Annotated in this window: 15 protein-coding genes; 10 read left to right on the top strand and 5 right to left on the bottom strand. The window is 53.1% G+C overall.

What is annotated here, in order from left to right; genetic code table 11:
- Window positions 1–308: 308 nt before the first annotated feature.
- A complete protein-coding gene (locus ABTW62_RS12200) occupies window positions 309–1,280 on the top strand; it encodes an alpha/beta hydrolase (protein WP_430904855.1) in 972 nt (323 codons plus the stop codon).
- 273 nt (window positions 1,281–1,553) lie between these two features.
- Here the strand turns inward: ABTW62_RS12200 and ABTW62_RS12205 are convergent, their stop codons facing one another.
- Both ABTW62_RS12205 and ABTW62_RS12210 read right to left on the bottom strand, forming a co-directional pair.
- Window positions 1,554–2,075 (bottom strand): hypothetical protein, encoded by a 522-nt coding sequence (locus tag ABTW62_RS12205; RefSeq protein ID WP_430904856.1) that lies wholly within the window; start codon window positions 2,073–2,075, stop codon window positions 1,554–1,556.
- A gap of 238 nt (window positions 2,076–2,313) precedes the next feature.
- Window positions 2,314–3,426, bottom strand: coding sequence for a PxKF domain-containing protein (locus ABTW62_RS12210; RefSeq protein ID WP_430904857.1), 1,113 nt, complete (start codon window positions 3,424–3,426; stop codon window positions 2,314–2,316).
- A gap of 254 nt (window positions 3,427–3,680) precedes the next feature.
- Between ABTW62_RS12210 and ABTW62_RS12215 the strand changes: the two genes are divergently transcribed.
- From ABTW62_RS12215 to yut, 5 genes are all read left to right on the top strand, one after another.
- The gene (locus ABTW62_RS12215) at window positions 3,681–3,959 is read left to right on the top strand and encodes a hypothetical protein (RefSeq protein WP_430904858.1); all 279 of its coding nucleotides are present in this window, start codon (window positions 3,681–3,683) and stop codon (window positions 3,957–3,959) included.
- Window positions 3,960–4,164: 205 nt separating this feature from the next.
- Window positions 4,165–4,728, top strand: coding sequence for an OsmC family protein (locus ABTW62_RS12220; protein WP_430904859.1), 564 nt, complete (start codon window positions 4,165–4,167; stop codon window positions 4,726–4,728).
- Between the two features lie 118 nt (window positions 4,729–4,846).
- Window positions 4,847–6,034 carry a flavin-containing monooxygenase gene (locus tag ABTW62_RS12225; RefSeq protein WP_430904860.1) on the top strand — a complete coding sequence of 396 codons (1,188 nt, stop codon included), beginning with the start codon at window positions 4,847–4,849 and terminating at the stop codon, window positions 6,032–6,034.
- Between the two features lie 61 nt (window positions 6,035–6,095).
- A complete protein-coding gene (locus tag ABTW62_RS12230; RefSeq protein WP_430904861.1) occupies window positions 6,096–6,734 on the top strand; it encodes a TetR/AcrR family transcriptional regulator in 639 nt (212 codons plus the stop codon).
- Between the two features lie 15 nt (window positions 6,735–6,749).
- Complete coding sequence (gene yut, locus ABTW62_RS12235) at window positions 6,750–7,721, top strand: urea transporter (RefSeq protein ID WP_430904862.1); 972 nt, start codon at window positions 6,750–6,752, stop codon at window positions 7,719–7,721.
- 332 nt (window positions 7,722–8,053) lie between these two features.
- On the opposite strand, the gene ABTW62_RS12240 is transcribed toward yut, so the two are convergent.
- Both ABTW62_RS12240 and ABTW62_RS12245 read right to left on the bottom strand, forming a co-directional pair.
- Entirely contained in the window at window positions 8,054–8,485 is a 432-nt protein-coding gene (locus ABTW62_RS12240; protein ID WP_430904863.1) for a VOC family protein, read from the bottom strand.
- A 25-nt stretch (window positions 8,486–8,510) separates the two neighbouring features.
- Entirely contained in the window at window positions 8,511–9,524 is a 1,014-nt protein-coding gene (locus ABTW62_RS12245; protein WP_430904864.1) for a Kelch repeat-containing protein, read from the bottom strand.
- 234 nt (window positions 9,525–9,758) lie between these two features.
- Between ABTW62_RS12245 and ABTW62_RS12250 the strand changes: the two genes are divergently transcribed.
- From ABTW62_RS12250 to ABTW62_RS12260, 3 genes are all read left to right on the top strand, one after another.
- Window positions 9,759–10,172, top strand: coding sequence for a hypothetical protein (locus ABTW62_RS12250; protein WP_430904865.1), 414 nt, complete (start codon window positions 9,759–9,761; stop codon window positions 10,170–10,172).
- 669 nt (window positions 10,173–10,841) lie between these two features.
- On the top strand, window positions 10,842–12,185 hold the full coding sequence (locus ABTW62_RS12255) for a cytochrome ubiquinol oxidase subunit I (RefSeq protein WP_430904866.1): 1,344 nt from the start codon (window positions 10,842–10,844) through the stop codon (window positions 12,183–12,185).
- Between the two features lie 12 nt (window positions 12,186–12,197).
- Entirely contained in the window at window positions 12,198–13,190 is a 993-nt protein-coding gene (locus tag ABTW62_RS12260) for a cytochrome d ubiquinol oxidase subunit II (RefSeq protein ID WP_430904867.1), read from the top strand.
- Here the strand turns inward: ABTW62_RS12260 and ABTW62_RS12265 are convergent.
- Window positions 13,176–13,610: a DsrE/DsrF/TusD sulfur relay family protein gene (locus tag ABTW62_RS12265; RefSeq protein ID WP_430904868.1), complete on the bottom strand. Its 435-nt coding sequence runs from the start codon at window positions 13,608–13,610 to the stop codon at window positions 13,176–13,178. The genes ABTW62_RS12260 and ABTW62_RS12265 overlap by 15 nt on opposite strands.
- 399 nt (window positions 13,611–14,009) lie before the next feature.
- Here ABTW62_RS12265 and ABTW62_RS12270 point away from each other — a divergent pair, with 399 nt between their 5' ends.
- The gene (locus ABTW62_RS12270) at window positions 14,010–14,378 is read left to right on the top strand and encodes a hypothetical protein (RefSeq protein ID WP_430904869.1); all 369 of its coding nucleotides are present in this window, start codon (window positions 14,010–14,012) and stop codon (window positions 14,376–14,378) included.
- Window positions 14,379–14,404: the final 26 nt, after the last annotated feature.

Here is a 14,404-nt window from a genome sequence, read left to right on the forward strand (position 1 = left end):
CTCATCCCTGGCTTTTTATTGCAAAAGAAATCTATTTTGCTGCTGACTCACAGCCCCACGCTATGTTTTCGCGAGGCGCGCAGCGCCATAGCGATCCTGCAGAGTTTGCCAACAATTACACGCACAGCCCAAGTTCGTTTGCCACACTCGCCATGAACGCGAGACACTCAGCCAGCATTCCATATGGATAAAACCATGCATGCTGCTTAATCAGCATCTATTCGATTGCATCGGGTAGCTCCATAATTGCAGGTTATTATGGACGTAATATCACGGCAACAAACTTTAGCGCTCCATATCCGGGAACCATGTTAATCGCATTGATTCAGCAAAGTATCAGCAAGCGGTCGGCCCGCAAGTGCTGCATTGCCCTGCTCATCACCGTACTTGTTGCGTTGCTTACTGGCTGCGCTTCCAGATTGATGCTTTACCCCGAACTGGCGCGAAGCATGGATGCTTTTTATCAGCCACCTCCAGCGCCCAACGGGTATCGTCTGCAAGCAATCACGGTTAGTAATGATTCAGGGCATAAACTGCGGGGGCTTTTATTTGAGTCTGAAGGAGATATTGGCACGGTCATTGTGTCAGGTGGAAATGCGATGTCACGGCATCATACCCTGGAATATTACAGATTCTTGCTTGGTCATGGCTTCCGGGTATTGGTCATTAGCTTTCAGGGATACGACGATAACGAGGGGCGCGCGGATTTGTATTCACTCGTTGGGGATGTTGCAGCCTTTCATTCTGATTTGAAGTCCAGATACCCAGACGAACGCATTGCTTATTCAGGCCATTCCATCAGCAGCGCTGCAGGATTGTGTCTGCCGCTCAGGACAGGGAAACTAGCTGCGATCATAGTGGAAGGTGCATTCGACCCGAAGTCAATTGCGTACACGAAACTCAAACAGGCCTGGTATTTATGGCCGCTGTTTCCGATCCTGTTACCCACCGCCCTCATTGTCAGCGCAACCTCGCCCAACGCGTTTGATGTCACCCATTGCATTAATACCTATAGCGATATCCCGATCATTTTCGTGCATCACCCTGACGACAGGGTAACGCCCTATAGGCAAGCTTTGAGTCTGTTCAGCAAATACCGGGGCAGCAAGCAGTTTCTCGTACCGCAGCAGGCAAATCCACCACACTATCATGCCAATCTCAGGAATGACGAAAGCACACAAAAGATAATCATTCAGTTTCTGCAGACGCATTTATCAGCCCGGTCACAGTCATCACAAACCGCAGAGGATCTGATAATTTCCGGAGGAAAATTACTTTGACAGGAAAATTTTCGGCAGGTCATTCAGAAATCGTCTGCCGAGAACAGTTTAACGGCATAACGATCTTGCAGCGATGCCAACGAGAGAGGAAGGCGGGTTGGCGATTGATATGAATCGGTTAGAGACAGCCGAATGATCGATCCGGCATTTCAGAGTGCACAGGAGAGGTAGGCAGGGACCAACACTATTTTTGAAATGCTTCCACCCTCCGCCAATTGGGCTTCGCTTCCATGATGCCCAATTGGCGGAATCGGTTGCTATCCAGCTTGAATCTTAGTAGGAAGACTCATAGTCGGAAGCGTCCTCATCGTGGTGTTGTTCATCTTCATCACCATCACCGTTGTCTTCATGCACCTGCTCATTAGTAGCATGCTCATGCTCATCACTGCTGGCCGCTTCGGCAGGCGCTGCTTCAACCAGCGAAGAAAAACGTGCGACATGCGTACCTCTGTGATCCATAGCAAGGAATACGGAAACATTGGTATCGGGAGTGATCTTGAAATCACCAGACCCTCTCATGATATTACCGAAAACCGGTTTGAATCTGACCGTAACGCGATTGCCATCTTTGTCAATTACATTCGCCTTAGCCGAACCCCCCCTGGTTATCACTGGGCTTCGATTGAGATCCTCGACACGCAGTTCCAATTGGCCATCCTTAGCGATCAGTTCTATGTAGTAGGGCCCGATTGCCTGCGTTTGGCTACCTGCTGAATGGTGCTCCCCCGCCACCACCCATGCAGGCGATGCAAACATGAATCCCCAAAAAACAAGAGCGAATAGTACCTTTTTCATTGTTGTTCCTCCTATAGATAAAGATAACAAAAATATCTGACTGACAAAAACACCATGAAAACCGGTGCTGCTTTAAACGGAATGCTGCAGTTCTTCATACGCTGCAGAAATAACTGTAGCATATAATGGCGATAATCCCCGTGCTTCTATAAAATTTTTGCTTCTGATGCCGATTAAACAACCACCAACCAAAGCCAGTGGCTGTTTAATCCAATGCATGCCTCAGCACGACTTGACTTTACTTTCTGCCACCCTTCTTGGCGACTGTTATGATTGCGTAAGGATTCTCGGTGCGGCAGGTCGGACTGTCGCCAAGCTCTACCACGACTGCATAGGTACCGTTTTCGAGGTCTTTGGTATCCCAGTTATAGACATATTGCCTGTCCTCGGGCACGTAACGCATCACATTATCAGTATCAGAGGCAGCGACGGATGATACCTGCTTAAGCTCCTCCCCTACGCCCTCGATCGTATCGTACGGAGCCAGCCATACTGTCGGCTCGGCATCAGTAACCGGCAAGCCAAAAGCATCGACCAGTTTGATTTTTATCGGTACGACACGACCGCTGAAGATGCTGCTACCATCGCCATTGATCGGTTGTCCAAAGCCCATGAACAGATAACTGATCCCCAGAGTGTTGGTATCATTGGATTTCAGGTATTCATAGCTGCCGCTGAATTCAGCATAAAGTATATGATCACCAGCACCGAGTCCAGTCACGTTATACGGCAGGCTCGCAATCCCATTTGCACCTGTCACAGCAGATCCAGCCAAGATGCTGTCAATTTCATAGCTGATGTCAGCATTTTCAATCTTGGCACCACCGGCCAATTCTTCAAGCGTCGCCGTTAGATTAACGTCACCATTGAAGAGAACACATTTGGGATCGACCGTCAGCTTAGTCTCCTTTGGCTGCACTGTCTCATCGAGCAATTCGACCGAGAAGCTGATTACATGGGTACGTCCATTAAGCGCGGTATTGGAGCCGGATCCGGTTACCGAATCGGCAGCCTCAATCTCTACCACATAACCTCCAATAGCTGCTGGCGCATAGAAATTGATTTCCGCTGTGCAAGTACTCGTGCTCGATGTAATGCCAGTACACCAAGCACTCGTCAACGTTGCCGCCAACGGGACAGGATTGGTCTCTGCAGGCAAAACGGAGAAGCCAACGCTTCTTACTTCTATTGGATAGCTTGTGTCAGTGCCGGGCCCGCTGTTGTCCTGAATCTTCCAGGTGACTGTCACTTTAACTGCGTCGCCTGCATACAAAGCATTATCAAGCGCCGTATGACCATTAGCCCCGGCAGTAAAGTCATTCCCGACCGTAACCGATGCATCATTGATCATGGCACTTGCCTCCGACGGATAAATGACATCCTTGGCCGCAAAAGCCGGCATTCCATAGGCCGCCGTGATAAACAGCAAGGATGCAAATCCTATCTTCAAGCAAGCATAACGATTCATTTTTAATTCTCCTCTGGTTTGATTGTTAACAAATACTCAACGACGACAACCTTATTTCAGAGCAAACAATAAAAATATTGTACGAACGGGCATGCGCTGCGACTCATGCCACACCGGTCACGGCAGCTCACAACAAAATGAAGCTGACCAAAGTCATCCAGAACCGCTTTCTTCAATACGAGAACGTCATAAAATTCTTTGATTCTATTATTATACTTGCATTTGTCATATATATGCTTTTTACATACACTGATGGTGATCATACTTTAGCAAGTTCAACTTATTGCCCTATCCACATCACCCGCAAACCAGCAACAATCCCAAAGCAACAGATCAATGCAAGCCTGAAAAACCAGTCCACTCTGACATCCGGCAACAGTCAGGCGCTGGTGGCAACAGCACGAGTTGGCAACTGACTGCTGCCGCTGGTTGACAGACTTCACTATCAGAGACGCTCAATTTTCTCGACTACCCATCTGTTTTAAAAGAAAATTCCAAAAAGAGAACGATCGGTATACTTTTTGCGATCGGTGCGCTAGAATGATCATCAGTCAAACATTGTTAGCAGACAGGCAGAAGGGGGTGATTTCCACCACCTGCACTCATCATGGAGATTTAGCTATGACGCATTCAAACACCGACATTATCGTGAATGGACTCGACCTGAACCGGATGCGGGCAGCGCTCGATTCGATCAAAGCAGATGATAAAGGCGATATCGCCAACCCTGGATACCGGGCAACAGTTGTGTGGGACAGCGGCTATCACAGCACCACGCATACCACCGATGGCCAGGTGGTGATTTCTGATGAACCCAAACGCTATGGCGGGGAAGAAATGGGCGCCACGCCGGAAGATTTGCTGCTGGCAGCTGTGGGGGCTTGCCTGGTCAATACTTATATCGCCGCATTGTCAGCCGCCCACATCCATGTGGAATCCCTGCGCATGAACGTTTCGGGCCGAGTCAATTTCCGGACAGCTTTTGGTCTGGAGGCAGGCACGCCTGGTTACGAAAACATCAAAATCGTTGTCGATATCCAGACCGACGCCCCGGCAGAAAAAGTCACTGCGCTCATGGAGAAAGTCTTTCCAACCGCGCCCATCCCGGACACAATCATGCGGCCGGTACCGATCAATGTCGAGATCGTCCACCACACCGAAACAACCGCAACACACGCTTCCTGAACGCTCAATCCGCGCATCGGGGTTTATGGCAGCCGGTCCAAAAACCAGCCGCCATTTATACCGATCACATAACGCGCATGTTTGAGTCTGGATGGCTATATACCCAACAAGGTAAACTATGGAAAATAATGATATTCACGATGTGGTAGTGGTCGGCGCAGGCCCGGCAGGATTGTCGGCCGCCTATGAGCTGACCAGAGAGGGCCTGGAACCGCTGGTGCTGGAACGCACCACTGCGGTGGGGGACGTCTGGCGCAATCACTATGATGGCGTACGCCTGAATTCCGGCCGTTATTTTTCGGCCTTGTCAGGCAGTAAATTTCCTCTCTCCGCCGGCGCCTGGCCTTCGCGCGAGGAAGTGGTGCGCCTGCTGGAGACCTTCCCCGAACGGGGAGGTTTTACAGTACAAACGAACATCGATATCCAACAGGTCAATTACGATCCCGACCGCGACCTGTGGGTCATCACCAGCAGCGATGGTAAACGCTTTGAATCACGCGCCGTGGTCATGGCCATTGGCGGGTGCCGCATTCCAGTCATACCCAAATGGGAAGGCATGGAAACTTTCCCCGGTGAGATCATTCACTCCTCGAAATTCAAGAACGCTCAAGACTTCGCCGGCAAACATGTGCTGATCATAGGTACTGGCAATTCCGCCGCCGAAATTGCCAGCAGGCTTACTGAGCACGCCAGCCAAGTCACCGTATCGGGTAGAACGCCTCCGCATATTCTGCCCAAAAGCATTTTTGGCATTCCACTGATCGGTATTGGTGTCTGGACACGCTACTGGCCCAGCGCTGTAATGGATCGTATATTGAGTTTCCTGCAGCGCAGCATGATCGGCGATCTGAGCGCGCATGGCCTTCCCTACCCAACCCTGCCACTCTCCAAACAATACGCCATCAACAATGTCGTACCCATTCTCTATCGTCCTTTCGTGGACGATGTCCGGGCCGGCCGAATCAGAATCGTCGGCCCGGTTCAGAAAATCACCGGGCGAACCGTACATGTCCTGCACACGCTGACAACCGACCCCGACAGCGCCAATTCACTCACCACGCTGGAGCCCGATGTCATCATCGCGGGCACAGGTTTCCGCACCGGGATCTCCAAACTGGTTCAAGTGCCAGGCATCACCGACGAGAGTGACAGATCGGTCATTTCGGGCGACCAGGAATTCAAGGACGCCCCCCGCCTCTACTTCATCGGGCAAGTGAATCCATTAAGCGGTCTGCTGCGGGAAATTCGTCTCGAGGCTGGCAGAATCGCAAAAAAAATCAAACAACAATTGGCGACAGGACGATAATGGAAATTTTCAATCAAACTACGCTGCCGCCCTGAGGGCGAAGCACCCACCGATCATTGCTATGTTAGACACCGGCACGCAGGCACGACCCAGACATCATTCACGGAAAGAAACCAATAAAAGAAAATTGCTGCAGACGGCCTGCCGCCTGTTTTGCAAGGAAGGCATACATGCCACGGGCATCGCCAGAATCATCGAAGAGTCGGGCGTATCCCGCCGCACGCTGTATCTGCATTTTGGCTCGAAAGAAAACTTACTCAAAGCAGTATTCGAGGCCGAAGCAAGTATCTGGTTTCGCTGGTTCGATTGGGATCTGCCGCAAATGCAATGCTCTCCCGTCGCGCGCATCCTGGCCTTGTTCGATCTGATGCAAAACTGGTTCACAAGCAAGGATTTTTACGGCTGCGTGTTCATCAATGCGGTCGCCGAGCACGACAAGGGCAACAGCTGGATCCAGGAGATTGCCAACCGGCACAGGGAAAAAATCAACGCCAGGCTGCAAGCAATGGTTGCGCAAAGTGGTGTGCAGGATCCTGAATTGGTCACGGAGAAATTGAGCCTACTGATCGACGGCACCATCGTGACTGCGATGGTGACCGGCGATGGCGCAGTCGCCCACATCGGACGGCTGACTGCCGAGGATATACTGCGCAGCGCCCCTTGCGCCCATAACCAGGCAACAAAGATGCACCCAATTTAAAAGAGGAACACCACCTTGAACTGGTCACTGAATTTAGACAAGATGATGCCCGCACCCTTACGCGTTTTGCTGAAGGGCGCCGGGCAGGTCGTTTTCTGCAACAATGCCGTCACAGGGCTGATCGTGCTGGCGGCACTCTATGCTGGCGGAACGGTCACAGGACTGGCTGCAACCGTTGGCTTGATCAGCAGCACCATGACTGCCTATGCCTGCAGATTCTGCCAAGACGATATCGACGCAGGCCTATATGGCTTCAACGGTGTGCTGGCAGGCGCCTGCCTCTCAATATTTCTTGAACACACCCCCCAGCTGTGGCTCTACATCGTATTGGCATCCATGCTGTCGAGCCTCATGTGGGCAGCTCTGACCAGAATGCTCCGGTTCTTCAACATGCCCGCTGCAACTTCGCCATTTGTTCTGGTCAGCTGGGTATTTCTAGTAACAATCTACGCCTTCGACAGCTACGCACTTGGCCCAGCGTTACCCGCGGCAAGCATGCAGTCAACCGCCATGAACATAGGCGCCCTCTCTCTGGAAGCATGGCTCAGTACACTGGCAAAAGGCATAGGTCAGGTTATCTTTACTGACAATACACTTGCCGGCGGCCTGCTTCTCACCGGCATTGCCATCGCCACCCTGCGCGGCGCGCTGATGGTGATTGGCGGCGCCTTCATCGGGGTTATCGTGCCCGCATTGCTCGGCGTTCATGCAAGCGCTATCGAGGCTGGGCTCTATGGATTCAATCCGGTGCTGGCCATGATTGCAGTCGGCTGGGTTTTTTTTGAACCCAGCGCCAAAAGCGCCTTGCTGGCGGTCCTGGCCGGGATTCTGGCCGTGCTGTGGCAGACGGGGTTGACCAGCCTGCTGTCACCCTTGGGCCTTCCGGTTCTGGCATCGCCCTTCATTCTCACCCTATGGATAGTGCTGTTCATAGTGAGCAAATCCAGGCTCTGGTCTTCACCGGAGAAGGCAACGGAAATCAGCTAGTACTCCGTTCCGTCAATTAGCTTACAAATGAAATCGATGGATTCGCCTGCCAGGCTAGGCGCAAACCGCAGTCATAGCCGTAGCTATGGCGAGGATTTGCAACAACGCATGACAGGCGAAGGCGCGATTTCATGTAAGCGGTTTGGCGGAACGGAGTACTTAGATGGCATCAAAAAACCCCAGCAGCCTGAAAACAACCTGGAAATCTCAACGGAACGGACCGAACCGAAATTTCCAGGTTGCATGCCGCATCGGCCCCGCCATGCGATCATGAACAACCCAATCGGGAAAGGTCGCCAGGCTCAGGCCCAACACCCGCCGTCACATCCATCCTACTGCGACAAATCAGCCGTTACATTTATCATCCAGCTGATCCCAAAACGGTCAGTGAGTATGCCAAACCGGGGAGACCAGAAGGTCCTGGCCAGCGGCCGCTGCACTTGCCCACCCTCAGCGAGGGCGGCAAAAATACGGTCTGCCTCAACTTCGGTCAGCACGGTCAGCGACAGCGAGAAGCCAGCAAAACCTTCGTTTTCTCCATGGCTGTCTGATGCCATCAGTGTAGTGGTGCCAATACGAAAAGTGGCATGCATGACCTTATCTTCAAAGCCTGGCGGAAGCGTGCCGGCCGGGAGTGGCTCCGGACTGTCCCGGTAACGTATAAGCAGATCCACTTGCGCACCAAGCGAGCTTCGATAGAACTCGAGCGCCTCTTCGCAACGTCCACCAAAAAACAAATAGGGTTGAACCAGTACATTGAGCATGACCACCTCCAGTCCTTGTTTGCTTTCACTGACGTGTGTCAGGATTTTCAACCGGTGGAATGAATACCTCGTTCACCCGGCTGAAAGATCCACCGGGCGTCGGTCCACCGCTGATTGTATACAGATGCCCATCAACCACTGCTGCGCCCAGTCCGTGCCGCGCCGTCGGCATCGGCGCCATCGATTGCCATTGGTCTGTCGCTGGATGATAGGCTTCATTTGCAGCAAAAGTCCCTGCCTCCGACTCTCCGCCCACGACATAAATCCGCTCTCCGATAACACTTGCAGCCATACCGCTCCGGGCAGTGGGCAGGCCGGCTCGCGATTGCCACTGATTGGTTTCGGGATCGTATGCCTCCACCACACCCATGTTCCGGTGATAATCCAACTCGGGCCTGCCGCCAATCGCATAAATACGGTCACCCGCTGCCACGACCGCCAAATGGTCTCTTGGCGTCGGCATCGGCCTCACGGATGTCCAGGTATTGGTTTTTGAATCAAAAATTTCCACCGCGGCAACATTGTGCTTGCCATCATAACCACCGATGGCATACAGGCGGTTCTGGTATACGGCCACTCCCAACCCGCCGCGCGCCGTTGGCATGGGCGCCAACTCGCGCCATTCCCTGGCGGCAGGATTGTATTGGTATACATTTGACGTGGCATGCCAGATAGACAGGAAGGAACGGGTAAAACCGCCGATCACGTACAAGAATCCATCAAGCTCGGCAATCCCCGCATGGTGCCTACCCTCTGGAAGAGACGTCGTCATCGACCATGAGTCGGTAGCGGGATCATAAACTTCCACATCACTGCTGATAGCAAACTCCAGAATATTCTGCCAGCTGGGTTTGGCAAAGCCGCCGACCACATAAATCTTGCCATCAAGCGCCGCTGCGGCAACCTCTGTCCGCTCCATGAGAGCGGGAGCGGCCACTGTCCAGGTGCCCGTGCCGACAGCTTCGGCCCGCATCGCATCCGGCCTTGCCAAGCACAAACCCAAAAAGCCTGCAAGGATCAAAAATTTCAAGGTAGGCATGGGATATTCCTCCTGAACGTAATTGATAGGAACAAATACACGGCTTGCACATCTCAGCGCGCCCCATCCATGTTCGGCCGCAAACCAGACCCATCTTCCAGCAACCAAAAGGATGGACGGGGCCGCTTACATCTTACGCCCACCCCCGATAGAATGCATCCCTGACCGGATCACACCGGCAGGATTCGCTATCAGTATAATCCGTCCATGCATTCATTCATCGAGGAGGCATTCATGAACCTGAGTCTTTTTCGACACGCCTTTGTGCTGATTCTGCTGGCACTCATTTCCGGTTTGTTCGTGTCGTCAATGGCAGTTCCGCGGCTGGGTCTCGCAGCGCACACCATCGGCATCCTCGGCGGCGTGCTGCTGATCGCCATCGGGGCCATTTGGCAACACTTCCATTTGTCTGGCAGACAGCATTTCTGGCTCAAATGGTCATGGCTTTATTCCAGCTATGCCAATTGGCTCGGTTGTCTGATCGGAGCCATACTCGGAACCGGCCAGACCACACCGGTGGCATCGGCAGGATTCATTGGCAACGCTGCTGCAGAAAATCTGGTGGGGATGACCCTCGGAAGCGTTGTCCTCACATCGTTTATCGCAGTCGGACTGTCGCTTTGGGGGCTGCGACGCCATGCCGTGTAGAAGCCACGAACCAGGCGCAGGTCACCCTACTACAGTCCGCTTCCACCATCTCGTTGCTTACCATTCGCAGGAATTCACGGCTTGAATTAACCACGAATGATTGAGTGGTGATGTTCTGATAGGTTGAGTTTTGTCATGTAGCAGGGTGGAGACGTGACAACCGGCTCAATTACGGGTGATACACAACCGAGGTGGTTTTTATTATTAGTGTCCATTGGTGTGCATTCGTGGTTTGAATTGTAGTTTTTCTCTATATGGCGATTGACTAACAATCGTCCGGGTTTGACAGTGCGAAAGCGCACCCGGTCTTCGCCAACCACCACCGTCTTGCGAGCGCAGCGAAGCAATCCAGTGCGGTATGGAAGGAGACCAAGCGGGTCATATTGCCGCTATCCGGCTGTGACAACCCCGAATGCACACGAATGACTGAGTAGTGATGTTTACATGGGTTGAGTCTTGTCATATCTAAAGTTTTATTCACGAACCGGCCCTATTCTCAAAGGATTGCCGGCATGTTTGACATCCACTCCAGCTTTCAGTAGATTCTAAAAAGGAGAGGTTGTCAACTTCTGCTTTCCCTCGGTGTTTCTGTTGGACGATCGAACAATCCGCCGTCTCAGGCTCAATCCTGGGCCGTATCGATGGCAGATTTCATGCAAGGAGCATGCGATGACGCTTGACCCCTTTATTCTTGCCCGCATCCAGTTCGCTGCCAACATCAGTTTCCATATTCTTTTCCCCGCCATTACAATGGGACTGGCTTGGTTGCTGATGTATTTCCGCATTCGCTACACGTTGAGCCGCGACCAGGTATGGGAGCAGGCCTACTACTTCTGGGTCAAGATTTTTGCCCTCAGTTTTGCGATGGGTATCGTCTCTGGCGTTACCATGAGCTTCCAGTTCGGCACCAACTGGCCCGGTTTCATGGAACGGGCCGGTAATATCGCTGGCCCGTTGCTGGGCTACGAAGTGTTGACGGCATTTTTTCTCGAAGCATCGTTCCTTGGCATCATGCTGTTTGGCAAGAATCGTGTTTCCAACCGCCTTCACCTCATTTCCACCTTCCTGGTGGCGTTCGGCACCACCCTGTCGGCTTTCTGGATTCTGAGTCTCAATTCCTGGATGCAAACGCCAACCGGTTACACTATCGAAGAAGGCGAATTCATGGTGAAAAGCTGGTGGGAAATAATTTTCAATCCCTCGTTTCCCTACCGCTTTACCCACATGATGATCGCCTCATTGCTGACCAGCGCCTTCCTGGTAGCCGGAATCAGCGCCTGGCGCATACTCAAGGGTGCAGCGGGACCCGACACTTGGCGTGCAATGAAAACCGGCATCGCCATGGCTGCACTGCTGGCCCCGATTCAGATTCTGGTGGGCGATCTGCACGGACTCAATACCCTGCAGCATCAACCGGCCAAGATTGCTGCCATGGAAGCTGTCTGGGAAACCGAGCGCGGCGCGCCTCTGGTGTTGTTTGGCTGGCCGGATGAAGAGCGCCGCGAGACGCGTTGGGCAGTACAGATCCCCAAGGGCGCCAGTCTGATCCTCACCCATGAGCTGGATGGCGAAATCCTTGGACTCAATGAATTCGAGGGCACACACCCGCCAGTGGCGATAGTTTTCTGGGCATTCCGCGTCATGGTCATCATCGGCATCCTGATGCTGATAATCGCCTGGTGGAGCGTATGGGCATTACGTGGCGGACACCGCCCCAGTCAGTTGCTGCTCAGGTCGCTCTCATGGATGACCTTCTCCGGCTGGATCGGCGTGCTGGCCGGCTGGTATGTCACGGAAATCGGCCGTCAGCCATGGATCGTGCAGGATTTGATGACCACTGCCGAAGTCGTGGCCGATCACAGCGCCGCCACCTTGACCGGCACCTTATTCGGTTATTTACTGCTGTATCTGTTTTTATTGATATCCTACATTGGCGCGCTCCGTTACCTGTCCGCCAAGCCCGCGCCGGCGCCGATGCCGCAACACACCCCCCGGCAACCCAAACCGATTTGAGAGGAGGTTGATATGGAATACTGGTTACCAGTAATCTACCTGGGCATCATGGGGCTCGCACTGCTGGTCTATGTGATTCTAGACGGCTACGATCTTGGTGTTGGCCTGCTGCTGCCCAGTGCCAGCGAGACGGAAAAAGACACCATGATCGCTTCCATTGGCCCTTTCTGGGATGCCAACGAGACCTGGCTTGTGCTTGGCATCGGTATATTATTGATCGCCTTCCCCAAAGCACATGGCATCATCCTGACCGCGCTCTATATTCCGGTGACACTGATGCTATTCGGATTGATTCTGCGCGGTGTCGCCTTCGATTTACGGGTCAAGGCTGGCGATGCCCGGAAAGGACTGTGGAACAAAGCTTTTTTCATTGGCTCTCTGCTCGCCTCACTGGCCCAGGGCTGGATGCTGGGCACCTATATCACCGGACTTGAAACCACCCGGCTGAGCCTGCTGTTTGCAGCGCTGATCGCTGTCACGCTACCTGCACTCTATGTATTGCTGGGCGCGGCTTGGTTGTTGATGAAAACCGAGGGGGCGCTATTTACCAAAGCGGTGCGCTGGGCGCGATTGGCACTGTTACCAATGGGGTTGACATTGGTGCTGGTGTCGATCGCCACGCCCCTGGTGAGCGATGCCATTGCCGAGCGCTGGTTCACATTGCCCAATGCCATTGGTCTGCTGCCGATTCCACTTGGCTGTGTGCTATTGTTTATTGGCATGGCCTGGATACTGGGCAGACCGGAACTGCTGGCGAATGGCTACGCCTGGCTGCTGTTTGCCGGACTGGTCGCATTATGCATACTGGCATCGCTGGGACTGGCCTTCAGCCTGTTTCCCGATATTATTATCGGCCAGATGGATATCTGGCAAGCTGCTGCCAGTGTCGACTCCCTGTTATTCATCCTGGTCGGGATTGTCATCACCCTGCCCGCCATCATTGGATACAGCATCTTCGTATATCGCGTTTTCCACGGGAAAGCCAGCGATTTACGCTATGAGTGAGACATACAGCTTCCGGATCGATACTTGTTTCGGCATCGTTCCACAGCCCATGAGGCAACTTGGCCTATTCCGCCAAGTGTATCGATCAGAAGACGAGCACCTGCTCGGTTGCCTCGGCCAGGGCATCCATAGTGCTGCGCTCGGTACCTGCCACGATTTCCTCATCCGTAATGGCCCGCGCATCCAGGCAAGTTCCGCAAGCAGCACGCGCCCCGTGACCGTAACCCGCTTGATCATGCGTTCAATATTGTAGAAGCCATCGGGTGTTTTCTGGCCACGTTTGGCGCCTGCCACGGCGTCACCCATCAGGAAAACAGTGACACCACATTCACGTCTGAGCAGGGCATGAGCCAGGCGCAATCCATTGTAAAGACGTTCGCTGCCATAGGGGGGGTCGTTGATGATAATGCGTGTTTGCATGAGCTCTGCCTTTACCTGATTCAATAACAGGCTTCCATACAATGTTCTGTGAAATGCATGAAGCCCGGAATAATCCCTTGCCAGTTTTATGGTGCGCAAGCGCACCCTACCTTTTTGCGAGCCGCAGAAGCGCGGCAATCCAGCTTAACATCAACCTGGCCTTGATGCTGAGCGCCTTACCAGGCCGATAGCAGGGAATATTGTCGATAGTTTTTAGAAAAAGCCATAACAGCCTGACATCATTATGCTGCTGTATGGTCAATCATCCAGCGTTTCCGAACAGCTTCTCACGTTCCAACATTAATCCCGGCTATTTTGTTCGAATCGCCGCATAATCCGGCTTACCCGTCATATAGGGGGTTGACTCTGCGGGTTCTGTGGATTCAGGGTTATTAGGGCGTGTCATCAGTTGAGCCATATGACGGAAGCACCGCGCGCAAGAAATTCGGCGCGGGCCTGAAGGCCTTCGACGAATGGGCGAGCAAGGCGCGACACAAGCTGACCAAGGGCGAAATGCTACGCCGCGCCAGTGCGCGGGTAGCCGGCCACCTGAACTATTACGCCATCACGGATAACGCAACCCGGTGCAGTAACTTTGTCTACCGCGCAGCACACATTCTGTACAAACGGCTCAACCGCAAGAGCCAGCGCAAGGCCTACAACTGGGACCGGTTCAACCAGGCTTTGAATAGCATTGGCTGGCCGCGCGTACGCATCCCGCATAGACCTGAATCCATGTCGAAGGGCGGAGGCTTGCTGAATGACTGATCGAGGAGCCGGATGTGGGAAAGCCG

This window comes from Nitrosomonas sp. ANs5 (assembly GCF_050584665.1).
Taxonomy (GTDB): domain Bacteria; phylum Pseudomonadota; class Gammaproteobacteria; order Burkholderiales; family Nitrosomonadaceae; genus Nitrosomonas.